The sequence below is a fragment of the Streptomyces odonnellii genome, assembly GCF_000981895.1.
In the GTDB taxonomy this organism is placed as follows: Bacteria; Actinomycetota; Actinomycetes; order Streptomycetales; family Streptomycetaceae; genus Streptomyces; species Streptomyces odonnellii.
On record NZ_LATD01000031.1, the window covers coordinates 1 to 26618 of the forward strand.

27 protein-coding genes and 1 pseudogene are annotated in these 26618 nt (G+C 70.5%); 19 read left to right on the forward strand and 9 right to left on the reverse strand.

Features of this window, described 5'->3' with window-relative positions; genetic code table 11:
- Positions 1–7: 7 nt before the first annotated feature.
- Both WH07_RS04835 and WH07_RS04840 read right to left on the reverse strand, forming a co-directional pair.
- A complete protein-coding gene (locus tag WH07_RS04835) occupies positions 8–613 on the reverse strand; it encodes a TetR/AcrR family transcriptional regulator (protein WP_046495846.1) in 606 nt (201 codons plus the stop codon).
- A gap of 309 nt (positions 614–922) precedes the next feature.
- The gene (locus WH07_RS04840; protein WP_046495734.1) at positions 923–2569 is read right to left on the reverse strand and encodes an MFS transporter; all 1647 of its coding nucleotides are present in this window, start codon (positions 2567–2569) and stop codon (positions 923–925) included.
- A gap of 248 nt (positions 2570–2817) precedes the next feature.
- On the opposite strand from WH07_RS04840, the gene panB reads away from it, so the two are divergent.
- From panB to WH07_RS04855, 3 genes are all read left to right on the forward strand, one after another.
- Complete coding sequence (panB, locus tag WH07_RS04845) at positions 2818–3693, forward strand: 3-methyl-2-oxobutanoate hydroxymethyltransferase (protein WP_046495737.1); 876 nt, start codon at positions 2818–2820, stop codon at positions 3691–3693.
- Positions 3694–3947: 254 nt separating this feature from the next.
- On the forward strand, positions 3948–4973 hold the full coding sequence (locus WH07_RS04850; protein WP_046495739.1) for an ATP-binding cassette domain-containing protein: 1026 nt from the start codon (positions 3948–3950) through the stop codon (positions 4971–4973).
- Entirely contained in the window at positions 4970–5824 is an 855-nt protein-coding gene (locus WH07_RS04855) for an ABC transporter permease (protein WP_046495742.1), read from the forward strand. Before WH07_RS04850 ends, WH07_RS04855 begins: the two co-directional genes overlap by 4 nt.
- A gap of 87 nt (positions 5825–5911) precedes the next feature.
- Here the strand turns inward: WH07_RS04855 and WH07_RS04860 are convergent, their stop codons facing one another.
- Positions 5912–9421, reverse strand: a complete 3510-nt coding sequence (locus tag WH07_RS04860; protein ID WP_046495745.1) for an AfsR/SARP family transcriptional regulator — start codon at positions 9419–9421, stop codon at positions 5912–5914.
- 516 nt (positions 9422–9937) lie between these two features.
- On the opposite strand from WH07_RS04860, the gene WH07_RS04865 reads away from it, so the two are divergent.
- Together WH07_RS04865 and WH07_RS04870 are read left to right on the forward strand one after the other, a co-directional pair.
- Entirely contained in the window at positions 9938–10342 is a 405-nt protein-coding gene (locus tag WH07_RS04865) for a DUF4158 domain-containing protein (RefSeq protein ID WP_052744247.1), read from the forward strand.
- A gap of 90 nt (positions 10343–10432) precedes the next feature.
- Positions 10433–11206, forward strand: coding sequence for a Tn3 family transposase (locus WH07_RS04870; protein ID WP_106409505.1), 774 nt, complete (start codon positions 10433–10435; stop codon positions 11204–11206).
- Between the two features lie 130 nt (positions 11207–11336).
- Here WH07_RS04870 and WH07_RS04875 read toward each other — a convergent pair whose 3' ends face one another.
- Complete coding sequence (locus WH07_RS04875) at positions 11337–11675, reverse strand: helix-turn-helix domain-containing protein (protein ID WP_046495747.1); 339 nt, start codon at positions 11673–11675, stop codon at positions 11337–11339.
- 825 nt (positions 11676–12500) lie between these two features.
- Between WH07_RS04875 and WH07_RS04880 the strand changes: the two genes are divergently transcribed.
- Both WH07_RS04880 and WH07_RS04885 read left to right on the forward strand, forming a co-directional pair.
- Positions 12501–12893, forward strand: a complete 393-nt coding sequence (locus tag WH07_RS04880) for an ATP-binding protein (protein ID WP_046495852.1) — start codon at positions 12501–12503, stop codon at positions 12891–12893.
- Between the two features lie 56 nt (positions 12894–12949).
- Complete coding sequence (locus WH07_RS04885) at positions 12950–13645, forward strand: recombinase family protein (protein ID WP_232788722.1); 696 nt, start codon at positions 12950–12952, stop codon at positions 13643–13645.
- Between the two features lie 125 nt (positions 13646–13770).
- On the opposite strand, the gene WH07_RS41690 is transcribed toward WH07_RS04885, so the two are convergent.
- Complete coding sequence (locus WH07_RS41690) at positions 13771–13902, reverse strand: hypothetical protein (protein WP_269801347.1); 132 nt, start codon at positions 13900–13902, stop codon at positions 13771–13773.
- Positions 13903–14284: 382 nt separating this feature from the next.
- Positions 14285–14905, reverse strand: a complete 621-nt coding sequence (locus tag WH07_RS04890; protein ID WP_046495858.1) for a TetR/AcrR family transcriptional regulator — start codon at positions 14903–14905, stop codon at positions 14285–14287.
- Between the two features lie 144 nt (positions 14906–15049).
- On the opposite strand from WH07_RS04890, the gene WH07_RS04895 reads away from it, so the two are divergent.
- The 3 genes from WH07_RS04895 (at position 15050) to WH07_RS39570 (ending at position 16095) form a co-directional block, all read left to right on the forward strand.
- Entirely contained in the window at positions 15050–15511 is a 462-nt protein-coding gene (locus tag WH07_RS04895) for a cupin domain-containing protein (RefSeq protein WP_046495750.1), read from the forward strand.
- Positions 15508–15852: a hypothetical protein gene (locus WH07_RS04900; protein ID WP_052744248.1), complete on the forward strand. Its 345-nt coding sequence runs from the start codon at positions 15508–15510 to the stop codon at positions 15850–15852. The genes WH07_RS04895 and WH07_RS04900 overlap by 4 nt, the downstream gene beginning before the upstream one ends.
- A 105-nt stretch (positions 15853–15957) precedes the next feature.
- Positions 15958–16095, forward strand: a complete 138-nt coding sequence (locus tag WH07_RS39570) for a hypothetical protein (RefSeq protein WP_157877225.1) — start codon at positions 15958–15960, stop codon at positions 16093–16095.
- A 12-nt stretch (positions 16096–16107) separates the two neighbouring features.
- Here the strand turns inward: WH07_RS39570 and WH07_RS04905 are convergent, their stop codons facing one another.
- Positions 16108–16569, reverse strand: coding sequence for a MarR family winged helix-turn-helix transcriptional regulator (locus tag WH07_RS04905; RefSeq protein WP_046495752.1), 462 nt, complete (start codon positions 16567–16569; stop codon positions 16108–16110).
- 63 nt (positions 16570–16632) lie between these two features.
- Between WH07_RS04905 and WH07_RS04910 the strand changes: the two genes are divergently transcribed.
- The 3 genes from WH07_RS04910 (at position 16633) to WH07_RS04920 (ending at position 18396) form a co-directional block, all read left to right on the forward strand.
- Positions 16633–17001: a VOC family protein gene (locus tag WH07_RS04910; RefSeq protein ID WP_046495755.1), complete on the forward strand. Its 369-nt coding sequence runs from the start codon at positions 16633–16635 to the stop codon at positions 16999–17001.
- Between the two features lie 153 nt (positions 17002–17154).
- Positions 17155–17667 carry an MFS transporter gene (locus tag WH07_RS04915; protein WP_332836341.1) on the forward strand — a complete coding sequence of 171 codons (513 nt, stop codon included), beginning with the start codon at positions 17155–17157 and terminating at the stop codon, positions 17665–17667.
- Complete coding sequence (locus tag WH07_RS04920) at positions 17668–18396, forward strand: MBL fold metallo-hydrolase (protein ID WP_046495761.1); 729 nt, start codon at positions 17668–17670, stop codon at positions 18394–18396. It begins immediately after the preceding gene.
- A gap of 278 nt (positions 18397–18674) precedes the next feature.
- On the opposite strand, the gene WH07_RS40835 is transcribed toward WH07_RS04920, so the two are convergent.
- Together WH07_RS40835 and WH07_RS04930 are read right to left on the reverse strand one after the other, a co-directional pair.
- Positions 18675–18851 (reverse strand): hypothetical protein, encoded by a 177-nt coding sequence (locus tag WH07_RS40835; RefSeq protein WP_232788719.1) that lies wholly within the window; start codon positions 18849–18851, stop codon positions 18675–18677.
- A gap of 241 nt (positions 18852–19092) precedes the next feature.
- The gene (locus WH07_RS04930; protein ID WP_408645802.1) at positions 19093–19329 is read right to left on the reverse strand and encodes a hypothetical protein; all 237 of its coding nucleotides are present in this window, start codon (positions 19327–19329) and stop codon (positions 19093–19095) included.
- Between the two features lie 121 nt (positions 19330–19450).
- Here WH07_RS04930 and WH07_RS04935 point away from each other — a divergent pair.
- The 6 genes and pseudogenes from WH07_RS04935 to WH07_RS04965 form a co-directional block, all read left to right on the forward strand.
- A pseudogene (locus WH07_RS04935) lies at positions 19451–19756 on the forward strand (NAD(P)/FAD-dependent oxidoreductase); the annotation flags it as partial.
- 223 nt (positions 19757–19979) lie between these two features.
- Positions 19980–21455, forward strand: coding sequence for an amidohydrolase family protein (locus WH07_RS04945; RefSeq protein WP_046495770.1), 1476 nt, complete (start codon positions 19980–19982; stop codon positions 21453–21455).
- Positions 21452–22564 (forward strand): M20 family metallopeptidase, encoded by a 1113-nt coding sequence (locus tag WH07_RS04950; protein ID WP_198533719.1) that lies wholly within the window; start codon positions 21452–21454, stop codon positions 22562–22564. Before WH07_RS04945 ends, WH07_RS04950 begins: the two co-directional genes overlap by 4 nt.
- Before the next feature lie 85 nt (positions 22565–22649).
- On the forward strand, positions 22650–23546 hold the full coding sequence (locus tag WH07_RS04955; RefSeq protein WP_046495772.1) for a hypothetical protein: 897 nt from the start codon (positions 22650–22652) through the stop codon (positions 23544–23546).
- Positions 23543–24649, forward strand: a complete 1107-nt coding sequence (gene menC, locus WH07_RS04960; protein WP_046495774.1) for an o-succinylbenzoate synthase — start codon at positions 23543–23545, stop codon at positions 24647–24649. The genes WH07_RS04955 and menC overlap by 4 nt, the downstream gene beginning before the upstream one ends.
- A gap of 100 nt (positions 24650–24749) precedes the next feature.
- A complete protein-coding gene (locus WH07_RS04965) occupies positions 24750–26423 on the forward strand; it encodes a PucR family transcriptional regulator (protein ID WP_046495776.1) in 1674 nt (557 codons plus the stop codon).
- Positions 26424–26618 lie beyond the last annotated feature (195 nt).

Genomic DNA, 26618 nt, shown 5'->3' on the forward strand with positions numbered 1-26618 from the left:
CGGGCGCTCAGGGGCGGGGGGCCAGGCCTTCCAGTGCCGCGCGGATGATCTGGTCGGCCAGATCGTCGTCCAGGGGCGAGCCGGGCTGGTGCAGGGTGCGGAGCAGCATGGGGCCGGACAGCATGTCCTGCATCAGCTCCGCGCTGAGATCGTCGCGCAGCTCGCCGGAGGCGATCCCCCGGCGTACCACCGCGAGCATGGCCTCGCGCCGGGGGTCGACCACCGTCCGGTGATACTCCTGCCACAGCCTGGGCCGGCTCTTCATCTCCACGACGACGTTGTGGAGGAAGGTCGAGGAGCGCTGGGCCAGTCCGCGCCGGCGCATCGACTCCAGCATGGCCCGGAGGTCGTCGAGGGCGGAGGTGCCGGGCAGTTCGGGCTCGGGGGGCTCGATCTCCCGGAGGACGTCGACGAAGAGTTCCTCCTTGCCGAGCCAGCGGCGGTAGATGGTGGCCTTGCCGACGCCTGCCGTGCGGGCGATGCGTTCGATGGAGAGGGAGCCGAGCGGCACACCGTCCTCCAGCAGATGCACGACGGCTTCGAGGATCGCCCGCTCCGCGGCCTCGCTGCGCGGCCTGCCGCGCCGGGGTTCCTTCTCACGAGCCTCACGGATCTCGCGAACCTCAGGGACCTCGCGGGTCTCAGGGAGCTCGCCGGCCTCGCGGACCTCTTGGGTTTCATGGGGCTCAGGAGGCTCATGGGCCTCTTCGGCCTCGCCGGTCTCGCGAACCTCGTGGACCCGCTCCCGCACGTCGTTCCGCCTCTCCGTCGGCCCCCGTCAGCCGTTCCGTCCGCGGCACCACCGCCGTACCGCCGTACCGCGCCGCCGCGCTGATTCTCGTACATGGCGGGGGTGTGATCCCGCCGTTCCCGGCCACCGGTCGCCTGTACGGGCGGTCCGGGCGGCCGGGAACGGCGGCTGTCAGCCCCGGGTGGCGGCGGGCTCGGGCGTTTCGCCCGCCTTGTCCGTCTCGCCGCTTCCGTCGAGCCGCTGCGCCGGGGGCCGTCCCGGCAGGAAGAACGCGACGACCGCCGCGCCGATCAGCGCCACGACCGCCGAGCCGAGGGCCGTGACATGCATGGCGTGCAGGAACGCGTCGTACGCGGAGCCGATCAGCGGCCTGCCCGCCGGGCCCAGCTTCTCCGCGACGGCGAGCGTCGCCTCGATCGACTCACCCGCCGCGTCCCGCGCTGCGGCCGGGACCGCGCCGAGGTGCCCCTCGATCGAGCCGCGGTAGGTCGCGGAGAGCACCGAGCCGAGTACGGCGATGCCCAGGGCGCCGCCGACCTGCCGGAAGGTGTTGTTGATCGCCGAGCCCGAGCCGGCCTTCTCGCGGGGCAGCGCCTGCATCACCGCGACGGTCACCGGCGGCATGATGTGCGCCATTCCGGTGCCCTGGACGAAGAACACCACGCACAGCACCCAGACCGGGGTGCCCGCGTCGAAGAACGCGAAGGCCGCGAGCCCGACCGCGACCAGCAGCATGCCCGCCGTGCAGACCGCGCGGGCGCCGAACCGGTCCACGACCAGCCGGGCCCTCGGCGCGAAGATCATCTGAGCCGCCGCCAGCGGCACGATCAGCAGTCCGGAGTCGAGCGCGCTGTAGCCGCGCACGCTCTGGAGATAGAAGGCCGAGAAGAACGTCACACCCATCAGCGCGAAGAAGACCAGCGCGATGGCGGCGACGGCCGCCGCGAAGGCCGGCTTCTTGAAGTACGAGATGTCGATGGCCGGATGGCTGCTGCGCTTCTCGTGCCAGACGAAACCGGCCAGGACGGCGAGGCCCGCGAGCAGCGGCAGAAGCACGGACGTGTCGCCGAAGTCGGCCAGTTCGCCGCCGCGGATGATCCCGTACACCAGGAGGACGAGTCCGACGATGGAGAGCAGCACGCCCAGCGGGTCGACCTTGCCGGGGCGGGGGTCCCTGGAGTCGGGCACGAGCAGCACCATCGCGACCAGCGCGACCACGGCGACGGGCACGTTGACCAGGAATATGGAGCCCCACCAGAAGTGTTCGAGCAGCAGTCCGCCGGTGATCGGGCCGATGGCGATACCGAGACCGACACTGCCCGCCCAGATGCCGATGGCCTTGGGCTGTTCCTCGCGCTCGAAGACATTCATCAGGACGGCGAGGGTGGCGGGCATCACAAAGGCGGCGCCGAAGCCCATCAGGGCGCGGTAGCCGATGAGTTCGGCGGGTGATCCGGACAGGGCGGCGAGCGCCGAGCCGACGCCGAACACGAAGATGCCGAAGAGCAGGACCTTCTTGCGGCCGATACGGTCGCCGAGCAGGCCCGAGGTGAAGAGGAGTCCGGCGAAGACGAGCGTGTACGAATTGATCGCCCACTCCAGCTCGCTCTGGGTGGCGCCGATGCCGGTGGGTGCGGGGGCCGCGATGGTCTTGACCGCCACGTTCAGGATCGAGTTGTCCAGCACGATGATGAGCAGGCTGAACATGAGCACGCCCAGGATCAGCCAGCGGCGGCGGTGGACGGCCTCGGGTATGCGGGGCGGTTCGGGCTGTGGTGTGCGAGGTGCGGCGGCAGCGGCGCCGGACGGTGTGGACATGACGCACAGGCTAGACCGATTTCGATACGAGACCGTCTCGTATTGGAGAACCTTTACCGAGCGGGCGTTCGACGGAGTCCGGTCCGGGAATCGCCGGGCGCGCCGTCCGGTTGGACGGGCGAGGCCCTTGCGGAGCCGGTGGGTCCTGTGAGGGGGCCCACTTCCCGAGGACGGCCTCGGGATGCCACCATGGATACGGTCCGGGGACGCCGTCAGGGCGCCTCGAGATGACGAAAGGGCCATCGGCCATGACTCTTCAGGCTGCGCGGAAGTCGCCCGCGGGGAGCACCGTCGACAGTGCGAAGGCACTGTACGGCGGCAAGAGTTCCCGTCGTATCACCGTCCACGACATCGCCGCGGCCAAAGAGCGTGGCGAGAAGTGGCCCATGCTCACGGCCTATGACGCCATGACCGCCTCGGTCTTCGACGAGGCCGGCATCCCCGTGATGCTCGTGGGCGACTCCATGGGCAACTGCCATCTCGGCTACGACACCACGGTGCCCGTCACCCTCGACGAGATGGCGATGCTGTCGGCCGCCGTCGTACGGGGTACGAAGCGCGCCCTGGTCGTCGCCGACCTGCCCTTCGGCTCGTACCAGGAGGGGCCGGCCCAGGCCCTGCGCAGCGCCACCCGGCTGGTGAAGGACGCCGGGGTCGGCGCGATCAAGCTGGAGGGCGGCGAGCGCTCGCACACCCAGATCGAGTTGCTGGTGCAGGCCGGTATCCCGGTGATGGGACACATCGGGCTCACCCCGCAGTCGGTCAACACCCTGGGATACCGGGTGCAGGGGCGCGGCGAGGAGGCCGCTCAGCAGCTTCTCCGCGACGCCAAGGCGGTCCAGGACGCGGGCGCCTTCGCGGTGGTGCTCGAACTGGTTCCGGCCGAGCTGGCCGCCGAGGTCACCCGCATCCTGCACATCCCGACCATCGGGATCGGCGCGGGCGCCGAGACGGACGCGCAGGTGCTCGTCTACACGGACATGGTCGGGCTGACGGGCGGCAGGGTGCCGCGGTTCACCAAGCAGTACGCGGACCTGCGCCGGACACTGGGCGACGCGGCGAAGGCGTTCGCCGACGAGGTCATTGGCGGAACGTTCCCTCAGGAGGAGCACACCTTCCACTAGCAGCCGCACCACGGCCTGGCCGGACGCCGGATGTGCACGCCCCCGGCCCCGGCCGGCCGCACGGCCGGGTGCGCAGGCCCGTAACGCTTGTCGCAGCACGGCCCTCAAGCCACTGCCCGCACGAGCGGCAGCCCGCCGATCATCCCCCGTCGGCGGGCTGCCGCATGCGGTTGTCCACAGCCTGACGGCCCGCCGACAGCGGCTTGTCGGCGGACTGTCGGTGGATTGTCGGTGGCGGATGGTCCACTGATGCCATGACGCGAATCGACAAGAACCCCAACGGCGGCCGCACCGGCAATGCCGTCGAGGTGCGGGGGCTGGTCAAGCAGTACGGCGGACCGCAGGGCACCCGCGCACTCGACGGAATCGACCTCGATGTGCGCGAGGGCACCGTCCTCGGTGTGCTCGGGCCCAACGGCGCCGGCAAGACGACGCTCGTCCGTATCCTCTCCACACTCGTCCAGCCGGACGCCGGCACCGCGATGGTCGCGGGGTACGACGTGCTGCGCCAGCCCCGCCAACTGCGCCGCACGATAGGCCTCACCGGGCAGTACGCCTCGGTCGACGAGAAGCTCTCCGGCTGGGAGAACCTCTATATGATCGGCCGTCTCCTCGACCTCTCCCGCAAGGACGCCCGCCACCGCTCCGACGAGCTGCTGGAGCGTTTCTCGCTCACCGACGCGGCGAAGAAGCCCGCGATGCAGTATTCGGGCGGTATGCGGCGCCGGCTCGACCTGGCCGCGTCGATGATCGGCCGCCCGTCGGTGCTCTATCTGGACGAGCCGACGACCGGGCTCGATCCCCGTACGCGCAACGAGGTCTGGGACGAGGTGCAGCGGATGGTCGCCGAGGGCGCCACCGTCCTGCTCACCACGCAGTACATGGAGGAGGCCGAGCAGCTCGCCAGCGAGCTGACGGTCATCGACCGCGGCCGGGTCATCGCCAGTGGCGGGGTCGACGAGCTGAAGGCCAAGGTCGGCGGCCGCACCCTCCAGATCAGACCGGTGGATCCGGCGCAGCTCCCGGCGATGGCGCGGGCGATCACGGAGACCGGGCTCGACGGAATCTCCGGCACCCAGGCCGTCCCCGACGAGGGCCTCCTGTACGTGCCGATCCTCAGCGACGAGCAGCTCACCGCGGTCGTCGGCCTGCTGGGCGAGCGCGGCTTCGGCATCGCCCACATCGGCACCCATCTGCCCAGCCTGGACGAGGTGTTCCTGGCCATCACCGGCCAGAAGAGCTCCGTGTCCGACACCGCACCCGAGGAGATCGCGGCATGAGCGCGACCACACTGTCCACCTCCGCCCCCGAGCGGACGCCCACGCCCGCCCCGGTGCGTACCGACGAGGGCCGGATCGGCCTGCGCGCCAATTTCCGGCACATCGGCGCGCTGGTGCGCCGCAACGCCCTTCAGATCAAGCAGGATCCGGAGTCGATGTTCGACGTCCTGCTGATGCCGGTCATCTTCACGCTGCTGTTCGTGTATGTCTTCGGCGGCTCGGTCGGCGCGAGTCTGGGCGGCAACCGGGACGCCTATGTGAACTATGTGATCCCGGGTCTGATGGCCATGATGGGCATGAACATCGCGATGGCGGTGGGCACGGGGATGAACGACGACTTCCGCAAGGGAGTCATGGACCGGTTCCGTACGATGCCGATAGCGCGGTCCTCCGTGCTGATCGCGAAGATCGTCGTCGAGATCGGCCGGATGCTGGTCGCCACCGCGATCCTGCTGGGCATGGGCTTTCTGCTCGGCATGGAGATCAAGACCTCGGTGCTGGACCTGGCCGGGGCGGTCGGGCTCTCGCTGGCCTTCGGTGCCTCGCTGATGTGGATCTTCATCCTGCTGGGGCTGACGATGAAGACGGCCCAGGCGGTGCAGGGGGTGGCCATGCTGGTCCTGATGCCGCTGCAGTTCGGCTCGTCGATCTTCGCGCCGCCGTCCACGATGCCGGGCTGGCTCCAGACCTTCACGGACTACAACCCGCTGTCGAATCTGGCGGACGCGGCCCGGGGCCTGATAAACGGCGGCCCGGTGGCGCACTCGGTGTGGATGACGCTGGCCTGGGCGGCGGGAATCACGGTGGTGACGGCGCCGCTGGCGGTGGCGAAGTTCCGGAAGAAGTCCTGAGGTCCTGAGGCCGGGAGATCCTGAGGGCGGGAATTCCTGGGGCCCGCGGTCCGACGGGAGTTGCGGGGGCGCCTCCGGTCGGCCGGCTCAGGCGGGCCGCTCGGCCATCGCGGTCCGTACGAGGGCGACGGCCTCCTCCACGGTGAGGCCGACGCCCTCGGCGCGGGCCTTCGTGGCGGCGGTGTCGTCGAGGACGGCGTCGACGACCTCGCAGGCGTGCGCCAGCAGCTCCCGCTCGACGGAGTTTCTGAAGTGCCCCGCGGGCAGCAGCCCTTCGTACGCGCCGATCAGCCGGGCGGCGGCACCGGCCCGCTCCGTCCCCCCGCCCTCGCGTCCGTCCTCGCCCGCCAGACCGCCCAGCGCCCAGGCGACCGTGAGCAGATGGACCGCGGCCATCTCCGGCGCGATCATCTGCGAGAGCGGCATCAGCGAGGTCTCCACGGCCTTGAGGGACGACTCCACGGCCGGCGCCCAATTGCCCTCCATACAGTCCAGATGGGCGAAGGCGCCGTTCACGAAGCCGTCGAAGATGAGCAGGGTCCGGGAGCGGATGATTTCCAGCAGCAGCGCCAGTTGCTCACGCGCCTCGGCGACGCGTCCCGTACGGCCCAGCCAGAGCGCGAGGAAGAGCCGGGCGGCAGGCATCGCGTCGTGTGCCGTCTCCCGGTCCTCGGCCAGCACCTCGCGGAGCATGCGCTCGCCCTCCTCGCCGCGGCCCGTCTCGAACAGCGTGGCCGCGAGGCGCGACCGGAGCAGGACGACCTGGCTCTGGGCGCCGAGGCTTTCGGCATGCCGGATGGCCGCCGCGTAGTCCTCGGCCGCGAGTGCGTACTCACCGCGCTTGTCCCTCGCCTCGCCCCGGGCGGAGAGCGCCTCGGCCGCGCCCCAGGCATCGCCGAGCCGGTCGTAGATGGCCAGGCTGCGGTCGGCGTCACGGCCGGCCTCGGCCGCCCAGGCGCTTCGGTTGGCCAGGACGTTGGCCCGTACGTGGAGCGCGCCGGCCAGCTCCCATTCGTAACCGAACTCCTCACAGGTCCGTACGGTCTCGTCCAGCACGAGGCGGAGCCGGTCGGTGTCGCCGGTGAGCATGATGGCGACGAAGTTCAGCGTGCCGGGAAACCGGCAGGTCTGCGGCAGGCCGGGCCGGTAGGCGGTGGCCACCCGCTCCAGCAGGGCGCGCCGTTCGGGGCTGGTCCAGTCCTCGGAGTCGTGGCCCATGCTGACCATCTCGATCAGCCGTACCTCGCGCCGGGCCTCCTGGAGCATCTCGGGAGTCATGGGCGGGGGCGCGTCCGTGCACCGCGCCGGAATCGGTGGGGCCGGCACGACGGGCGCCGCGAACGGATCGGGCCCGAGCAGCGCGGCGGCCCTCGCCCACTGCCGCGCTTCGGCGCGCAGATCGAGCATCAGCCAGAACCAGCCGAGGGACAGGACAAGACAGAGCATCTCCTGCTCGTCGCCGGCGGCGTGTGCGCGGCGCAGGGCGGTACGCACATTCTCGTACTCCCGTTGCAGCACAGCCATCCCGCTCCGCTGCCGGGGCCCGCGCAGCAACGGATCGGTGGTCCGGGCCAGCTCGCGGTAGTGGACCAGGTGCCGCCGCTCGACGGCGCCCCGCTCCCCGGCCTCGTCGAGCCGCTCGGCGGCGTACTCGCCGACGGTCTCCAGCAACCGGTACCGCATACCGCCGTCGGCCGAGGGCGCGGCGACGACCAGCGACTTGTCGATGAGCGCTCCGAGGATCCCGGCGACGTCCCGGGAGGCGACCCGGCTGTGGGCGGCGTGCCGGACGCCGTCCGGCCCCGGCTCGTCATCCGTCGCGCAGACGAACTCCGCAGCGGGCAGGGCGCAGCCGCCCGCGAAGACCGACAGCCGGCGGAGGACCGCGCGCTCCCGCTCGTCCAGCAGGTCCCAGGACCAGTCGACGACCGCGCGCAGGGTCTGCTGACGCGGCAGCACCGTCCTGCTCCCACTCGTCAGCAACCGGAAACGATCATCCAACCGGTCCGCGATCTGCCGCGGCGACAACATCCGCAACCGCGCCGCCGCCAACTCGATCGCCAACGGCAGACCATCCAGCCGCCGACAGATCTCCCCCACCGCACCCGCATCCTCACCCGCCTCGAACCCCGGCCGCACCCCACGCCCCCGCTCAGCGAACAACCGGAACGCCGGATCCGGCGGCAACGGCTCCACCGGACGCACCACCTCACCCCACACCCCCAACGGCTCCCGGCTGGTGGCGAGGATCCGCAGCCCGGGGCAGCGGGTAAGCAGGGTCTCGGCGAGGGCGGCGGCGGCGCCGATCACATGCTCACAGTTGTCGAGGATCAGCAGCGTGTCGCGGCGCGCGAGGTGCTCGACGAGACGGGCGGTCGGGTCGTCCTGGACGGGCCTGCCCTCATGGGTGGAGAGCTGGGTCTCGCGCAGGCCGAGCGCGTTCAGGACGGCGCCCGGGACGGCCGACGGGGCTTCCAGCGGAGCGAGTTCGACCAGCCAGGCGCCGGAGGGCGCGGACTCCTCGGCGAGGCGGGTCTTGCCGGAGCCGCCGGGGCCGGTGAGCGTGACAAGGCGGGAGTGGGTCAAGTCGGCACGGATGGCTGCGAGTTCGGGCTCGCGGCCGACGAAGGAGGTCAGCCGGGGGCGCAGATTGCCGCGAGGCTCGGCGCCGGCGCGACCGGCTTCCGCACCGGTGCCGGTGAGCGTGCCGCTGTCGGTGCGCGTGCCAGTGTCGGTGCGGATGTCGCTGCGCGTGCGGGTGTCGGCGCCGGTACTGGTGCCGGTGCCGATACTGGTGCCGGTGTCGGTGAGGGGACTCGTACCGGGCGGCGGGCTCGTACCGGCGGAGAGGTTCCCGCCGGCCGGCAACCCGTCGCCGGCCCGCATTCTCTTGTGCAGCGCGGCCAGTTCGGGCCCGGGGTCGGCGCCGAGCCCGTCGGCGAATGCGCGGCGGGTGTCCTCGTACGCGGCCAGAGCGTCGGCCCGGCGGCCCTCCGCCCACAGGGCCCGGATGAACTGGGCGCGGAAGGGTTCGTCGTACGGATGGGCCGCGACCAGTTCCATCAGCTCCGGTACGAGCGTGTCCGTGGCGCCCCGCCGCAGATCGGCCTCGATACGGTGCTTGTGCGCGGCCAGCCGCTGGGCCTCCGGCCGTACGGCATGGTCACGGCCGTGGCCGGGCAGATCGACGAGGGCGGGTCCGCGCCAGAGCGCGAGCGCCTCGCGGAGGGTACGGGCGGCGGCCCCGGGGTCGCCCGCGTCGAGCCGGGCGGCGCCTTCGCGGGCGAGGCGCTCGAAGACGTACAGATCGACATCGTCGCGTACGGCGGCCAGCCGGTAGCCCCCGCCCGGTACCGAATCGATCGCCTCCCTGCCGAGGACGCGCCGGAGCCGTCCGACGAGCGCCTGGAGCGCGGCGGGGGCGTCGTGCGGGGGCTCGTCGTCCCATACGTCGTCCACCAGCTCCGTGACGGCGACGGCCCGCCCCGGCCGCAGCGCGAGCGCGCAGAGCAGGGCCCGGACTCGGGCGCCGCCGAGCGCCGGACCTCCGCCGTGCTCGTCGCGCGCCTCGGTGGTGCCCAGGATGAGATACCGCACGGAGCCATTGTGGACGCCGGGTCTGACAACGCGGCCCGGGTTGCCCGGCGCGGCGCCCGCCCGCGCGGTCGCGGGGTCGCGGGGCCCGCAGGTCGTGTGACCCCGGGTGCTTGGCCGCGCCGGGCCCGCCCGGCTGCCGGTTCGTCCTCAAACGCCGGACGGGCTGTGTTTGCCGGGTCCGCCCGGCGGCTCGTTCGTCCTCAAACGCCGGACGGGCTGGGTGGTGCTGGACTGGCCGGGTGGTACCGGACGGACCGGGTGCTGTCCCCAAACGCCGGACGGCCCGGGAGGTGCCGAAAACGCCGGACGAGCCGGGAAGCGCCGGACGAGCTGCAAAGTGCCGGACGAGCTGGGAAACGCCGGACGAGCTGGGAAACGCCGGGACGGCCCGGGAAGGCCCTGTTCTCGTATAGCTACGGCCAGGTGTCGTGTAGCGCTGAGTAACCGCCGTAGATCTCGTTTCCCTGACTTGGTCGTCTCGTCGAGCTGAATGAGTGATGGCGAGGGGCGGGGTGGATGCGGCAGGACTGGGAGCCGGAGGACCTGATCGAGGTCTGGACGCTGCTCGAAGACGCCATGAGGAAGGTACGGAACAAGTCCGGGGCGACCAGGTTGGGCTTCGCGCTGTTGCTCAAGTTTTTCGAGGTCGAGGCCCGGTTCCCGGAGTCCGCCAAGGAGATGCCCGCCGCAGCAGTCGAGTACGTGGCCCAGCAGGTCAAGGTTCCCGCCGGGGCACGGGCGGACTACGACTGGCAGGGCGACCGGATCAAGCGGCACCGCAAGGAGATCCGGGAGTCGCACGGGTTCCGGGCGAACACCGAGGGGGATCAGGAGCGGCTGGCCGAATGGCTGGCCGCTGAGCTGTGCCCCTGTGGAGCTGTCGCGGGATCGGCTGGCGGCGGCGGTGGCCCGGTGCCGTAATGATCACATCGAGCCGCCGGCACCGGGGCAGGTCGGGCGGTTGCCGAGGTCGCCTCGATGATCGAGGGCGTGCTGCGGCACTGAACCGACATGGACGTGGACCGGCAGTACACCGACACGCACGGCGCCTCCATCGTCGGGTTCGCCTTCGCGCACATGCTCGGCTTCAAGCTGATGCCGAGGCTGAGGAACATCGGCTCCGCGAAGCTTTACCGGCCGGCGGTCGGTCAGGACGACCAGTGGCCGAACCTGGGCCCGGTGCTGTCCACCAAGACGATCGACTGGGACCTGATCGCCCAGCAGTACGACCAGATCGTGAAGTACACCACCGCCCTGCGCCTGGGCACCGCCGAGGCCGAGCAGGTCCTCCGGCGCTTCACCCGGGGAGGGCCCAAGCACCCCACCTACCGGGCGATCGAGGAACTCGGGCGGGCGGTGCGTACGGCGTTCGTCTGCGACTGCCTCGCGGACGTGGAGATGCGCCAGGAGATCCACGAGGGGTTGCAGGTGGTGGAGAACTGGAACTCCGCGAACAAGCACCTCTTCTACGGCAAGGACGGCGGCCTGGCCGGTGCGGACAAGGAGTCGCAGGAGGTGTCCATGCTCGCGCCGCACCTGCTCCAGTCCACGCTGGTGCACGTCAACACGCTGCTGATGCAGGAGGTCCTGGCCGATCCGCAGCGGGCGGCGGGGCTCACCGACGCGGACCGACGGGCGCTCTCGCCGCTGTTCTGGACCCATGTGGATCCGTACGGCCGGTTCGAACTGAACATGAACAGCCGTCTCGATCTGGACCTGTCCATCCGGGCAACGGTGCCAGGCCCGCGCACCCCGCAGGAGGAGGCAGCCGCAGCACCGGCGTGAGACCCGGGCTCCGGGATCTGGCCGGATGCCTGGTGAGGGCGGCGTTGCCCGGGACGCTGGAGCGTTCCGGGCACGACGTGCGTGAGCGGCAGCGACAAAGCCGCTGGGAGAACCGCAGGTCCCAGCCGCCTCAGGTCGCGGCCGTTGGATTCCCCGATTCGGTGGCGCTGCGGTGTTCGGCGTTGATGCGCTGGGCTTCTTCGAGCTGGTCTTCGAGGATGACGATGCGGCAGGCGGCCTCGATGGGGGTGCCGTGGTCGACGAGCTCGCGGGCGCGGGCGGCGATACGCAGCTGGTAGCGGGAGTAGCGGCGGTGGCCGCCTGCGGAGCGGAGTGGGGTGATGAGGCGGGCTTCGCCGATGGCGCGGAGGAAGCCCTGTGTGGTGCCGAGCAACTCGGCGGCCCGGCCCATGGTGTAGGCGGGGTAGTCGTCGTCATCGAGACGTCCGAACGAGTCGTCTGCTGTCATTGCACCTCTCTGTGGAACGCGTGGAGGGGCCCAGGTGCCATGTGGCACCCGGGCCCCGAAGGAACTGCTACACCATCTGCCGGCCCCGGTACTGCGCCGGCCTTCTGTGTCCGCACTGCCGCCGGGGGGTTGGCGGGGTGTGCGGGGATCGCGGTTGCTTGACCGGAGACCACCTCACTATCGATGTCCTGCGGTACCCGGGCTCAGCGATTCCGCCCGGGCGATCCTGATGGCGCTCGGCTCCTCCGTCCTTCCCTCTGGATGAACTTGCGTACTGCTTGTACTGCTCGTGATGCGAACTGCTGGTGACCTGAGTAAGCGCCACTCTTCGGCAGCCAGCCCCGTCGCCCGTCCTGCGTCTGCTCCGGCTTAGAACCCCACTGCCGAACCTCCCGGTACGCGCGCCCGCAGCCGACGCCTTTACCGAGGAACCACTGACAACTGCACTGCTGGTACTGCGAACTGCACTTACGGAACTGCCACCGCGATACTGCTCACGGCGGCCCCTGATCACTGCGGGCCACCCGGTCCGGTCGTCAGCCCCGTCGCCACCAGGCAACCACTCCGGCTTCGGAACTCCACCACCGCACCGTCCTGCAACCGCGCACTGCTGCCCGCCAGTTCGTCTCTGCCGGGCCTTGCTGATCTCGGCTACGAGAGAAACCATAACCACACCACTGCCCAATGTCTACTCCATCCGACACAGGTTTCCGCATGTTCGGCGGTTAGGTAATCGGGTGGCCTGTCGGGTTGAGGGGCGCTGCCCGGGGCACAAGGGTCGGGTAGGCAGGACCGGGCATGACGAGCCATACCAAGGGGAACCTGATGGACACGATGTGCGTCGACGCCACGACCATCCACTCCGCGACCGCCGTCGCCGACGCGCGCGAGACCACCCGGGCCTTCCTCGAAGCCCTCCGGCAGCCCGCCGCCGGCTCGGAAGCGGCCGACACCGTCGTCCTGGTCGTCTCCGAACTCGTCACCAACGCCCTACGCCACGGCGGCGGCACCTGCACCCTCCGGCTGACCGCCCACCCCGACCTCGTCGAGGTGGCTGTCGACGACCCCAGCTCGCAGGCGCCGCGCATCCGCGCCCCCGACCTGAACGGCGGTACCGGAGGCTTCGGCTGGACCATGGTCAACCACCTCGCCCGCGCCACCACCGTGACCCGCCGGCCGCCCGGCGGCAAGACCGTAAGCGCCCTTCTCACCCGGTAGCGCCAAGACGGCGGCACCGACTGCACTCACCGAATTCCGGGAGCGCCGACATCCGCATCGGATACGCGCGATGCTCAACCCTCACCCAGGAACTCCAGACACAGCTCGACGCACTCGCAGCCAAGCACATCCCCCGGGACAAGATCTTCTCGGAGAAGATCAGCACCCGGGTCCGGGTCCGCCCGCAGTTCGAGGCCGCCCTCACCACCGCCCGGGAGATCAAGGCCCACGCCCCGCACTGCCGGGTGATCTTCACGGTGTACGAGATGAAGCGCCTGGGACGCGATGCCGCAGAGCTGACAGCCCTGGCCGATCACCTCACCGCCCACGGCCTGGTCCTGGAGATGCTCGCCGGACCCCTCCAGGGGATGTACGACCCCAGCGGCCCCGGACGCCTGCTGTTCGGGTTCTTCGCCGCGATGGCCGAGACCGAGCGCGAGAACATTCGCGAGGCCACCCTCGAAGGACTCGACACCGCGGCCCGCAAGGGCAACCACGGCGGCCGGCCCCCGGTCATCACCGACGACATGCTCCGCACCGTGCTCCGACGCCGCGCCAACGGCGAGACCGTCGAGGACATCCAGCCCGACCTGCTCATCGCCACCGGCCGCCGCAAAGGACACAGCCCCAGCCTCTCCAGCATCTACCGGGCGCTGGCCGAGCACGAGAAGACCCAGGCGTACCCGGAGGCCGTCGAAACAGCGCACGCCGGCTTCGCCGCCCTCCAGCAGCGCGACCGCAGCCCCGTGTAGTTACTCAGCGCTACACGCCACCTGGCCGTAGCTATACGAGAACAGGGCCGTAAGGGGACGTTCCCATGGCCGTTATCGGTAACTGCGGCTAACAGAACCTGCGGAGTGCCGTCAGGTGAGCTGGTTCATCGGCCTCGGCAGAAGTCGTAGAAGTCTTCGTCCACTGGCGGTTCGTCCCCGAGGTAGTCGTAGGGGTCGTCGTCCAGGAGGACGACCTCATCCAGGTCGCCCAGGTGAGAGATCAGCGTGCTGTCCACGTCGAGGTCGCATGCCGAGCAGCAGAACCCGTAAGGGAGCAGGTAAGCGCCTTCGTGTCCCTCGACCCTTCGGCCTCCTGCGTGGCGAATTCGCGCTCCCGATCCTCCAGGCGCACCAGCACCGCCCCAAAGGCCGACTCCTGGCTGTGGCCTGCTCCATCACCCACCGCTTGGGCTGGGGCACGAGCCCTGGTCAGCTGGGTTTCGCTCGACCACTTCAACCTCGATGCCCACCTGCTCGCCGTGAGCCACGACTCTGTTCTTGAACCCCTGGTCCGCCAGGGCCTTTTAAACCGTGTCGGCCCCGGCGGCGACCTTGTTCAGCAGGGCGGTCCTGGCGGTGTTGTCGTGGGCGGAGGCGGCCAGCATCACATTCGGCGGCTCAGTCGGTGGCGGGTCTCGTGGGGATGGCCGCGACTGCCGCTGCGGTCATCTGCCGTGCGGTGGTCATGAGGCTGGCGATCGCGTCGTCGGGGGTCAGGCCACAGAGGTCGATCAGGGCGAACAGCGACTCGGCGCTGATCACGAGGGCGAGACCGCGGACCAGTTGTTCCACGTCCGCGCGCTGCGCGGAGCCGCACCTGTCGGTCCACGGAGCGAGAGCGTGCTCGATGAGTCCGAAGCGGTGGGCGGGACGGTCCTTGGACATCGAGGGTTTCGCGATGGTCGAGGCAACGACCACCCGGACGGCACCCTGTCTGCGCAGCACCGCCCGGCCGAGGATCTCCGCGGCCTGACCGATCCGTTCGACCGGGTCGTCGCCGCGCGTCGCCGATCGCAGGACCGCGACCAGATCTTCCGTCATCACGGCGGCGCGCAGGAGTGAGAGGAGGTCGGGGAAGTAGCGATAGGCGGTCGCTTCGGAGACCCGTGCCTCGGCCGCAACGCCCGGCATCGTGATCTCCGCCCCGGTGTCGGCGAGGTCGCGGGCGGCCTCGACGATCGCCGACCTGGTGCGTTCCATCTGGTTGCTGAGCCCGTTCGGGCGACTCCGCTCGGCCATGATCATCCTTCCGTGCCGACCGAAAGCTTATCGGGCGAGGCCACCAGGTGATGGTGGACTATTTTTTTGAGAGCCGACTTGCATGGATGTTCGGATCGGCCATAAGGTCCTGGCGTTGGCAACCCCACCAGTCAGGGAGACTTCATGGCCAAAGTGTCGATCACCGGTCCCGGCGAGGGCGAGCTCATCGCCAGCGGGCCGTCGACGATCCGGATCCTTGAGGACGGCAGCAACACCGACCACCGCCTGGGGATGGGTGAAATCACCATCCCCCCGCACACCGCTGGTCCTCCGCAGCACCGCCATGCACAGCACGATGAGGGCTTCTACATACTTTCGGGCAGCGTGCGGTTCACCGTCGGGCAGGACAACTACGACGCCGGAGCCGGTACGTGGGTCATGGTCCCGCCGGGCGCACCGCACACCTTCGCCAACGTGACCGACGACCCGGCGGTCATGCTCAACACATTCACTCCAGACCTGTACGTGCAGTACTTCCGTGACCTCAAGGCCATGGTCGAGTCCGGGCAGCCGTTGTCGCACGGCGCCGTCGCAGAGGTCTGGACGAAGTACGGCACTGAACCGTCGGCCGAGTACGCCTCGTGAACGTTCTCCTCGGGGCCAACACCGTCGCCGCGGTCGCCGCCATCGCTTTCGCGCTGGTGGGAGGTGTACGCCCGGCGGCGCTGAGTGAGAGCGGTACGCCGACCTCCGGCGAACGATTCTACGGCTGGATGTACGCGACCAGAGGAGTGCCACTGGGGGTGGCGGCCCTCGTCGCACCGCTCGCGTGGTCGGGCCCCACCAGCTCGCTCATCCTGTGCGCGGCCGCCGCGGCCCAGGTGGGCGACGCCGTCATCGGAGTCGCCACTCGGAAATGGACGATGATCGCGGGTGCCTCGCTCCTGACCGCGATACACGTCGCAACGGCGGTCGCCACCGCGTGAGCGCGGCTCACTCCCGATGGGAGGCCGGACAAGTTACGCAACCGGCACTGTTGACCGTGGTGCCGGGGCGCGGCCCAGTCCCATGTCCCGGGCCGGAGGAACATCGTGTTCACCATGATCCTGCTGGGACTCCTGCTGTCGGCCCTGGGCCAGACGATCGCGTTGAGTGCGCTGCCGACGACCATGGGAGATCTCGGTGGCTCGGGGCATCCGAGCTGGATCAGGGACACGGCAAAGTCTTGAATTCCGGAGCAGCTACGTCGCCGATGCGGGCGGTTCGGTCAGTGAGGCGATGCACGCGGCGAGCAGACGCCGCATCTGGTCCTGTTCGCCAGCATTCAGATTGGCCAGCATGTCTTGCTCGACTCGGCGGACCGCGGCGCTGGCCATCTTGATCTGGCGGCGCCCGAGGGCGGTCAGCTCGGTGGGCAGGGCCCTGCCGACGGGTGCCTGTGCCGGGCGGACGACGAGTCCCTGGCGTTCGAGGGCCTGCAGGAGCACGTTCATCGACTGCCGGGTGACGAAGGCGCCGCGGGCAAGCTCGGAGTTGGACAGACCCGGTCGCTGGGCCAGCAGCTCCAGGCAGGAGTAGTGGGTGATCGTCATGCCCAACGGCCTCAGCACGGCCTCCAGCGCGGAGTGCAGGGCGCTCGCGGCGGCCTTCAGCATGTACCCCAGCGACGTGTCCAGCTCGATTCCGGGCTCACCTTGACTCATGTCAGCAGTCTGACATACGGTTCCAGTGTCAGAAGACTGACATACTATGAGGAGGTAAGGATCGTGGCCGTCACCGGACCCGACTTCATTTCGCTGCAGGTGCGCGACCTGGAGCGCTCTGCCGCTTTCTACGAGCAGTACCTGGGGCTGAAGCGCTCCGACGCGGGACCGCCGCACGCCGTCGTGTTCGACACCAAGCCGATCGCGTTCGCCGTCCGCGACGTCGTCGCGGGCGTCGACCTGGACGCGCTCGCGCAGCCGGGCCAGGGAATGGCGCTGTGGCTGCACGCCCCCGACGCGCAGGACATCCACGACGCCCTCGCCGCCGCCGGCACGACGATCGTCTCGGCGCCCATCGACGGGCCGTTCGGCCGCACTTTCACGTTCGCGGACCCCGACGGCTACCAGGTCACCCTCCACGACCGCGGCTGAGCCGGGCCTCCTGCTCTTCGGCGCGGCAGGCGCCCTGAGCGGGCCCCACAACGGCAGGCCGGCCGCCAGGGACACGGCAAAGCCGCTCATGCAGTTTGAAGCAGCTTTGGAGTTCGCTGCTAGTCGCGGGCGTGGTGGCGGTTAGCGGCGGCGATGTTGGCCTGGCCCCAAGCGCAGCAGGCTGATGGCCAGGCTCCGCAGCGAGGCCATCACGCGGGGCGCGTTTCCTGTCCTGACCAGCGATTTATCCTCCTGATAAGTCACGTCGCGGACCCAGTGAAGCCGGTTTTCTATCTCCCAGTGGCCGCGGACCCAGGCCGCCAGGGTGGCGGGATCGGCGCCGCGGTAGCTGGGGCCCCTGCGAGCTGGATCGTGACGGCGTACATGCTCGCCGGGACAATCGCGGCGGTCCTGGCCGGCAAGTCCGGCGACACGTTCGGGAACAGGCGCATCTTCCCAGTAGGCGTCATGGTCTTCATCGCCGGATCTCTCGTCTGGCTTCTGGCCAACAACATGCCCGCCCTCACCCCAGGCCACGCCATGCAGGGGATGGGGACGGACGGGTCGGTGGTCACCCCCGGCGTGGTGTCCGGCGTCACCGCGGTCATCGGCCCGCTGCTCGGCGGTGTGCTCACCGACCGACTGTCGTGGAAGCCGACCGGGTGACTGACAGACCTCGAACCGACGGAACTCTTCGACGGCGCGAAGATCCTTACCGACCCCTGGTTCTCCGAAAGGGTGCTGTACCGCCAGGGCGAGCCGCGCAGCATCGCCACCGCGGCAGACCTGCCGCGACTGGACGGCATCCTCATCAGCCACGCCCACTACGACCATTGCGACCTGGGGGCGTTGGCCCGTTACCCCGACAAGAACGTGCCCATCGTGGTCAATCGGGGCACCGGGAAGAAGGTCCGCGCGAAGGGGTGGCGCAATGTCACCGAGCTCGACCCCTGGCAGTCCACCCTCCTCGGCCCGGTGCGCGTCACCGCCGCGTCGGCCAGCCACGGCGTGCCTGAGGTCACCTACATCCTGGAGGCTGACGGTACGACGGTCTTCTTCGGCGCCGACACCCGCCGCATACCCGAGCTGAACGAGATCGCCCAGCGCTTCCCCGACATCGATCTGGCCCTGATGCCGATCAACGGGCTCTCCTCCCGTCCGCAGGGCAACCGCCAAGAGGTCATGGACGCGGCTCAGGCCGCAGAACTCACCGCCCTGTTGCGCCCCAGGCTGGCGGTTCCGATCCACTACGCCTACACCTCCGGCGCAATCGGCGACCGGATCCTCGTGAAGCTCGATCGCAACCATCCCGAGCACTACAAAGACGCTGCCGGCGATCTGGCTCCCGACACCGACGTGCGCATCCTGCCCACCGGACAGGCACTCACGCTGTGACCCGTGCCCAATGACTTGTGTTCATCTTGAACGCGCAGGTCACGGGGGGCATGGGTGGGTGCGGTCATGCTCGTGCTGGTCGGCGGCTGTCTGCGGTGAAGATCGTCGGTCAACGGGGATCTCGTGCCAGTCGAGGACCGTCAGCGCGCGGACGAGCCAGGTTGCCCACTTCTCATCGAGGCGGAGCTGGGTCAGTACGCGCCAGTTCTGAGAGGGCGGTGCGTGACGTTTCACTGTTCCGGAGGGGCAAGCGTGCTGGTTGCGGCGTCGTCGGGCGGCTACGGCCGCGGTCGGGTGAACGAGCCTTGCTCGGTCTCGACCAGGATTCCGCGCTCGGTCAGCCGTTTGAGTTTCAGGCGGGTGTTGTTGATGTTGTTGGGCGCGATCTCCATGTCCATCGCCTCGCACACCTGCCGCGCCCGCAGCGGTGCGTCGGCCGTGGCGAACACCGCCATGATCTGTTGGTAGGCCGGATGGTCCGGCAACTCCGGGGCCGGCGGCGCGGGCGGCCGCGGATCGGGCAGCTCCAGCAGCGTCTTGCGGGTGATGCGGACCTCCTCGGCGCCCGCCCGAGCTCGTCCAGCCGCGCGGTCAGCTGCGCGATCTGCTCCCTCGTCGCGTCGACCTGTGCGGTGATCTCCCGTTCCCGCTCCTCCAGCCGTACCAGCACCGCCCCGAGGGTCAGCTCCCCGCCGGTCATGCGCTGCGCCGCCAGGCCGCAGCGGTGGCCCCGGTCAGTCGGCGCAGTATCACCGTGGTCATCGCCCAGTACACCCGTGACTCCGAACTGCGGGGCAGGTGCTCGTGGTCGCGCACCAGTCTGCGGTGCAGCATCAAGATCCCGTAGGCGCGCTCCACGATCCACCGTTTGGGGATCGGCACGAACCCGGTCTGGCCCGGGTTACGCTCGACGATCTCCACCTCGATGCCCACCGTCTGGCCGTGCGCGACGACGGCGTTCTTGAAGCCCTGGTCAACCAGGGACTGCGCAGCGATTCCCCCGCCAGGACCGCCTTGCTCTCCACCCAGCGCCGCATCCGTGTCACCAGCCGTTCGGAACTACTCCCACAGCAGCCTGGGAGTCGTGGCGACGCTGGGTCTGGGGCAGGGCATCTTCCAGTACAAGAACATCGTCATCAAGGGATTCGCCGCTTGGCTGACGCATCGGGGATATCACGTCCTGGCGGTGCCGACGTGGGAGCGGAAGGTACGCGTTCTCATCATCTGGCTCAGCGCCGCGCTGTTCGGCAGGGACCTGGTCTCCCTGGCGTCCGTGCAGCACCCCAGGGACGCCTTTGTGACGGGTGACGATCCGCGGAGTTCCGGCGAAGGCCGGCTCGACGACCACGCGGCGGCATGAGTCCGGCGATGTCCCCCGTGTTACGGCGATGTGCCGCCCCACGCCACCGCGCCGTCCGGTTCCACGCACCGTCTCGGCGGACCGCTTGCCGAAGGCCGTTCGTCCGGGCGCATGGACCTGCCGTCGTGGATTCGTCGGCTTGAACGAACGGCGGTCCCTGGTCCCCTCCTAGGGTCGGCTGGAGCAATGTGGGTGCTCCAGTACCTCCTTGAGGAGATGAAGCATGCAGACACTCCTGCGTGGCGGCCGTGTCATCGACCCCGGCACCGGGTTCGACGGCGTCGCCGATGTCCTCGTGTCCGACGGTGTCGTCAGCGCCATCGCCGCCGGGCTCGCCGCGCCGCCGGGGTGTGCGGTCGTCGACGTCGCCGGCCTGGTTGTCGGCCCCGGCTTCATCGACCTGCACAGCCATGTGCACTCGATCGCGGGTCAGCGCCTCCAGGCCATGGACGGTGTGACGACCGCGCTCGACCTGGAAGCCGGCCTCATGCCCGTTGAGCGGGCGTACGCCGACGCCGCGGTGGCCGGGCGCCCGCTGCACTACGGCTTCTCCGCCTCGTGGGGCGCGGCCAGGGCGCAGGTGCTCCTCGGTGCCGAGGCCGACGCGCGGTTCGAGAAGACTCTCACCGTGCTGGGGAACCCCGGGTGGCAGCGCTCCTCGTCCGAGCGGGAACTCGCCGAGTGGCTCGCCCTGCTGGAACGCGACCTGGCCGCCGGAGCGCTCGGCATCGGCGTGCTCCTCGGGTACGCGCCGGGCAGCGAGCCCCGCGAGTTCCTCGCCGTCGCGCGGCTGGCCGCGAAGGCCGGCGCGCCGACGTACACGCATGTGCGCGAACTGGTCGAGGTGGATCCCGGTACGCCCTTCGACGGTTCCGAGGAGATCGCCGTCGCCGCGGCCGAGACCGGGGCGGCGATGCACCACTGCCATGTGAACAGCACCTCGGGCCATCACATCGACCGCGTGCTCGACGTCCTGGACCGCTCGCGGCGGTCCGGTTCGCGCGTGACGGTCGAGGCGTACCCGTACGGCGCGGGCAGTACGGCCATCGGCGCCTCCTTCATCGACCCCGGCCGGCTGAAGATGAAGGGCCTGTCCCCGTCGAGCGTCGTGCTGCTCGAAACGGGGGAACGCGTCGCGGACGAGGGCCGACTGCGGCAGCTCCGCGACAGCGACCCCGCCGCGCCCGTCGTCCTGGAGTTCCTGAACGAGGACGATCCGCGCGACCTGGCGCTGCTGCACAGCCCGCTCGTCTTCCCCGGCACCGTCGTCGCCAGCGACGCGCTGCCCGTGAACTGGCCGGACGGCAGCCACGAGAGCACCGAGTGGCCGCTGCCGCCCGGGGGCACCACACACCCGCGTACCTCGGGGACGTTCGCGAAGACGCTGCGCGTGATGGTGCGCGAGAGCCGGGCCTGGGACTGGCCGGAGGCGTTCCGGCGGTGCTCCTACCTGCCGGCGCGCGTCCTCGACGAGGTGGCGCCGGGCGCACGGGCGAAGGGCCACCTCGGTGCGGGCGCGGACGCCGACATCGTCGTCATCGACCCGGCGGCGGTGACCGATGCCGCGACCTACGCCGACCCCACCCGCCCCTCGGTCGGTGTACGGCACCTGTTCGTCGCCGGTGTGCCGGTCGTCAGCGCCGGGGAGCTGCGGACCGACGCGTTTCCCGGACAGCCGCTGCGGGGTGAGCCGCGATGACGGTGACGCCCGCCGATGTGTCCCTACGGGACCTGCTCGCGGACATCGAGACCCTGGTGCGGTGCGAGTCGCCGTCGTCCGACCACAGGGCCGTCGCCCGCAGCGCGGACGCCGTGACGGCGCTGGGCCGCAGGCTCCTGGGCGCCGAACCCGACCGCATCGTGATCGACGGGGTCACACATCTGAGGTGGCGGTCCGGCGGCAAGCCGCGTGTCCTGCTGCTCGGGCACCACGACACGGTGTGGCCCGAGGGATCGCTGGAGACCCATCCGTACTCGGTACGGGACGGTGTGCTGCGCGGGCCGGGCTGCTTCGACATGAAGGCCGGTGTGGTGATGGCCCTGCACGCCGCCGCGGCCACCGGAAACCCGGCGGGGCTCTCGATCCTGATCACCGGTGACGAGGAGATCGGTTCGCCGTCGTCGCGGCGCCTGATCGAGGAGGAGGCCCGCGGCTGCGACGCGGTGTTCGTGCTGGAGGCGTCGGCCGACGGGGGAGCCCTCAAGTGCCGCCGCAAGGGCGTCTCCCTCTACCGGATCGACGTGGACGGCCGGGCCGCGCACGCCGGGCTCGAACCGGAGAAGGGCGTGAACGCCGGGGTGGAGATGGCCCACCAGGTCCTCGCCCTGGCCGCGCTCTCCGACCCGGAGCGCGGTACGACCGTCGTACCGACCGCGCTCTCCGCCGGTACGACGGCCAACACCGTTCCGGCGCGGGCCGGCGTGGCGGTCGACGTGCGGGTGTGGGACCACGCGGAGCAGGCGCGGGTTGACCGGGCCGTACGGGAACTCCGCCCGGTGCTGGCGGGGTCGCGGATCCTGGTCTCGGGGGGCGTCAACCGCCCGCCGCTCCAGGCGGAGGCGTCGTCGGCGCTGTTCGGCCTCGCCACATCGCTCGCGCGCGAACTCGGTCTCGGTGAACTCACCGCCGCCGCCGTCGGTGGCGCGTCGGACGGGAACTTCACCGCGGGCCTGGGGGTCCCCACGCTCGACGGCCTCGGCGCCGTGGGAGGCGGGGCGCACGCGGACCACGAGCATGTCGTCGTCGCGGAACTGCCCCGGCGTACGGCGCTGCTCGCCGCCCTCATCGAGGCTGTGCTGGCGCGGTGAACGCGGTGCGCGACGACGAACGGGACGGACGTCTCTGGTGCGGCACAACGGTGACATACCCGGTAGGTCCGGAAAGGATTGTTCCGTGACTCATCTCGCGACAAACGCGGCAGGCACGGTCCCACCGGCCGTGAGAGCGGACGCGGTGGCCGCCGCGACCACGGCCGCCGAGGCATCGAAGGTGGAGATCAGGGACCTGACGGAGGTACCCGAAATGGACGAGGTCGCCGCGCTGTTCGCCGCGATCTGGCAGTCGGGCGCCGGCTCCCGGCCGGTGACGACCGAGCTGCTGCGGGCCATGGCCGTGGCGGGGAACCATGTCGCGGGCGCGTACGAGGACGGCGAACTCCTGGGAGCCTGCGTCGGGTTCTTCGGCAGCCCGGCCAAGGCGAGCCTGCACAGCCATATCGCCGGGGTCTCGCCGCGCGGCCTGGGTCGGGGCATCGGGTTCGCCCTCAAACTGCACCAGCGGGCCTGGGCGCTGCTCCAGGACGTCTCGCTGGTCACCTGGACGTTCGACCCCTTGGTACGGCGCAACGCGCACTTCAACCTGGCCAAACTCGGTGCCCGCCCGGCGCGCTACCTCCCCGACTTCTACGGGCCGATGCGCGACGGCATCAACGGATCGGGGGACACCGACCGGCTGCTTGTCCGCTGGGAGCTGACCCGCCCCGCCGTGTCCGCCGCTTCGCTCGGCGAACCCGTCACGGTCGACGCCGCCGCGCTGCGGGAACGGGGCGCGGTGACCGCCTTGTCGGTCGCCTCCGACGGGGGGCCGCAGACGGGCTCCTCGGACGGCCCCGTCGTGCTGGTCGCCGTACCGCCGGACATCGAAGCACTCCGGCGCGCGGACCCGGGCCGGAGCCAGGCGTGGCGCGTCGCGCTGCGCGAGGTGTTGAGCGACCTGATGGCCGAAGAGGCCAGGGTCGTCGGATTCGATCGTGCCGGCTGGTACGTGGTCTCGAAGGAGCGGTCCTCGTGAAACTCAGTGGTGTGGAACTCCTGCGTGTCCGGATGCCGTTGGTGGCACCGTTCCGGACGTCGTTCGGTACCCAGGACGTACGGGACGTGCTGCTCGTACGGGTGGTGACGGCGACGGGCGAGGGCTGGGGCGAGTGCTGCGCGATGGCGGGCCCCGTCTACTCCTCGGAGTACGTGGACGGCGCCGAGCACGTCCTGCGGAACTTCCTGGTGCCTGCCCTCCTCGCGGCGGACGAGGTCACCGCGCACAAGGTCGCGCCGCTGCTGGCCGCGTACAAGGGCCACCGGATGGCCAAGGCCGCCCTGGAGATGGCCGTCCTGGACGCGGAACTCCGCGCGAGCGGCCAGTCGTTCGCCACGGCGCTCGGATCCACCCGCGACTCCGTGCCCTGCGGTGTGTCGGTCGGCATCATGGACTCCGTTCCCCAGCTCCTGGACGTCGTCGGCGGCTATCTCGACGAGGGTTATGTGCGGATCAAGCTCAAGATTGAACCCGGCTGGGACGTCGCGCCGGTGCGCGCGGTGCGGGAGCGCTTCGGTGACGGTGTACTGCTCCAGGTCGACGCCAACACGGCGTACACCCTGGCCGACGCGCCGCTTCTCGCGCGTCTCGACCCGTTCGGCCTTCTCCTGATCGAACAGCCCCTGGCCGAGGAGGACGTCCTCGGCCACGCCGAACTGGCCCGCCGCATCCGTACGCCCGTCTGCCTGGACGAGTCGATCGTGTCCGCGCGCTCGGCGGCCGACGCGATCAGACTCGGCGCCTGCGCCATCGTGAACATCAAGCCGGGCCGGGTCGGCGGCTATCTGGAGGCCCGGCGGGTACACGACGTGTGCGCCGCCCACGGCATCCCCGTGTGGTGCGGCGGCATGATCGAGACCGGGCTCGGGCGGGCGGCCAATGTGGCGCTTGCCTCGCTGCCCGGGTTCACGCTGCCGGGCGACACCTCGGCGTCCGACCGGTTCTACCGGACCGACATCACAGAGCCCTTCGTACTGAAGGACGGCCACCTGCCGGTGCCCACCGGACCCGGACTCGGAGTCGCCCCCGTCCCCGGTCTGCTGGCCGCCGTCACCACCGCGAAGGCATGGCTCGGATCGTAGGGTGGCGCGCGGGCCCATTCGTACCTCCCGACGAATCACGGGGCCATTTCCGTCGGCCCGTACCAATGCGGCCCGGGGACGGCCGGGCTATTCTCGGGCGATGCTGACACCGGTACCCGGGACGTCCCATACGAGCCTGGCGCGCGTGCTCGAAGACCTCGGGGACGTGCTGCTGGAGCCGATCGCCGGCGGCCGGAGCACGCGTCGGCGGCTCGGCGGAGTGGTCATCCACGATCCGCTCGACGAATCGGAGTTCCCCGCGCGGGCCGTCGTGCTGGGCGTGGGTGTCCACGATCCGGACGACGTCGTACGTCTCCTGCACGACCTCGGCCGCAAGGGCGCGGCGGCGCTCGTCGTCCGGTCCCCGTTCGTCCCGACCGCGGAAGTACGGCGGGCGGCGGGCGCGGCGGGCGTCGCCCTGCTCGGGCTCACCCGTGGCGCCTCGTGGGCGCAGATCGCCGCCATGCTGAGAACCCTGCTGGTGGAGGGCGACATCGGCGACGTGTCGCCGCAGACGCTCGGCGGGATGCCGTCGGGCGATCTGTTCGCGCTGGCCAACGCGGTGGCCGCGCTGCTGGACGCGCCCGTGACCATCGAGGACCGCAGCTCGCGGGTGCTCGCCTTCTCCGGCCGTCAGGACGAGGCCGACCAGTCCCGTGTGGAGACGATCCTGGGCCGCCAGGTGCCGGAGCGGTTCACCCGTGGCCTGGCGCGCGACGGCGTCTTCGAACGGCTCTACCGCGACCACGCTCCCGTCTACGTCGGTCTGATGCACGACGAGACGATGACCGTCCCCCGGGTGGCGCTCGCGGTGCGGGCCGGCGACGAGATCCTCGGCTCGATCTGGGCGGCGGTGCCGGGCCCGCTGTCCGAGGAGCGCACGCAGGCGCTGATCGACGCGGGCAAACTGGTCGCGCTCCATATGCTGCGGCTGCGCGCGGGCGCCGATGTCGAGCGCCGGCTGCGGGCCGACCTGGTGAGCACGGCGCTTGAGGGCGGTACGGGGGCGCCGGAGGCGATCGCCCGGCTCGGGCTCCAGGGGCAGCCCGCGATCGTCCTGGCCCTGGGCCTGTCCGGCGACTCGGAGGAGGATCCGTCGACGGAGGACGATCCTCGCAGGATCACGGACCGCCAGCGGGTCGCGGACGCGCTGGCCATGCATCTGAGCGCGGTCCAGGCGCGCTCGGCCGTGGCGCTCGTGGGCGATGTCGCCTTCGGCATCGTGCCGATGCCGGGGAGCGAGGCGGACTTCCAGGAACGGTCGGTCCGCATCGCCTCGACCTTCCTGGAGCGCACCGGACACCGGGTGGCGGCGGCGATCGGCATCGGCCCGCCGGCCCTCGACGGCACCGGGCTCAGCCGCTCGCGCGACGGCGCGAAGAGGGCACTGCGGGTGCTCCTCACCAACGCGGGAGCCAGGCGGGTCGCCACCGCGGAGGACGTGCACATCGAGGCGCTCATGCTGGACCTCGCCGATCTCGTGGCCTCGCGCGGCGATGTGGCGACCGGGCCCGTCGCCCGCCTGCTCGACTACGACGCCCGGCACCAGTCGCGGCTGGTCCACACGCTGCGGTGCTGGCTGGACGCCTTCGGCGACGTGGCCACGGCGTCGGCGGCGGCGTACGTGCACCCCAACACCTTCCGGTACCGCCTGCGACGGCTCGCGGAGGTCGGCGGGATCAACCTCGAAGACCCGGACGAACGGTTCGCGGCGATGCTGCAACTCCGGCTGCACCCGGGCACGACGCGTCCGGCCACGGGCGGCGAAAGCTAGCGCCCCCCGCGGAAACCCCGGCGAAACCTTGTTGGTCGGGGCCGCCCGAAAACCTCCCGTAGCTTTGTGGAACTCCACGAACCCGTTCCGTCACCGGATGTTCAGGATGGAACACCAACGCGACAGCACCAATCGCCCCGACGCGGCGACGCTGATCGCGAAGGCGGACAGACGGGAGCGTGCGTTTCATGGTCA

Bases quoted from the DNA above. Each gene is read 5' to 3' on its own strand.
- WH07_RS04945 (WP_046495770.1), top strand. From the start codon at position 19,980: ATGCAGACACTCCTGCGTGGCGGCCGTGTCATCGACCCCGGCACCGGG.
- WH07_RS04895 (WP_046495750.1), top strand. From the start codon at position 15,050: ATGGCCAAAGTGTCGATCACCGGTCCCGGCGAGGGCGAGCTCATCGCC.
- WH07_RS04965 (WP_046495776.1), top strand. From the start codon at position 24,750: ATGCTGACACCGGTACCCGGGACGTCCCATACGAGCCTGGCGCGCGTG.
- WH07_RS04855 (WP_046495742.1), top strand. From the start codon at position 4,970: ATGAGCGCGACCACACTGTCCACCTCCGCCCCCGAGCGGACGCCCACG.
- panB (WP_046495737.1), top strand. From the start codon at position 2,818: ATGACTCTTCAGGCTGCGCGGAAGTCGCCCGCGGGGAGCACCGTCGAC.
- WH07_RS04905 (WP_046495752.1), bottom strand. From the start codon at position 16,569: ATGAGTCAAGGTGAGCCCGGAATCGAGCTGGACACGTCGCTGGGGTAC.
- WH07_RS04915 (WP_332836341.1), top strand. From the start codon at position 17,155: ATGTTGGCCTGGCCCCAAGCGCAGCAGGCTGATGGCCAGGCTCCGCAG.
- WH07_RS04880 (WP_046495852.1), top strand. From the start codon at position 12,501: ATGGACACGATGTGCGTCGACGCCACGACCATCCACTCCGCGACCGCC.
- WH07_RS04865 (WP_052744247.1), top strand. From the start codon at position 9,938: ATGCGGCAGGACTGGGAGCCGGAGGACCTGATCGAGGTCTGGACGCTG.
- WH07_RS04950 (WP_198533719.1), top strand. From the start codon at position 21,452: ATGACGGTGACGCCCGCCGATGTGTCCCTACGGGACCTGCTCGCGGAC.
- WH07_RS40835 (WP_232788719.1), bottom strand. From the start codon at position 18,851: ATGGCGGTGTTCGCCACGGCCGACGCACCGCTGCGGGCGCGGCAGGTG.
- WH07_RS04875 (WP_046495747.1), bottom strand. From the start codon at position 11,675: ATGACAGCAGACGACTCGTTCGGACGTCTCGATGACGACGACTACCCC.
- WH07_RS04870 (WP_106409505.1), top strand. From the start codon at position 10,433: ATGGACGTGGACCGGCAGTACACCGACACGCACGGCGCCTCCATCGTC.
- WH07_RS04850 (WP_046495739.1), top strand. From the start codon at position 3,948: ATGACGCGAATCGACAAGAACCCCAACGGCGGCCGCACCGGCAATGCC.
- WH07_RS04840 (WP_046495734.1), bottom strand. From the start codon at position 2,569: ATGTCCACACCGTCCGGCGCCGCTGCCGCCGCACCTCGCACACCACAG.
- WH07_RS04890 (WP_046495858.1), bottom strand. From the start codon at position 14,905: ATGGCCGAGCGGAGTCGCCCGAACGGGCTCAGCAACCAGATGGAACGC.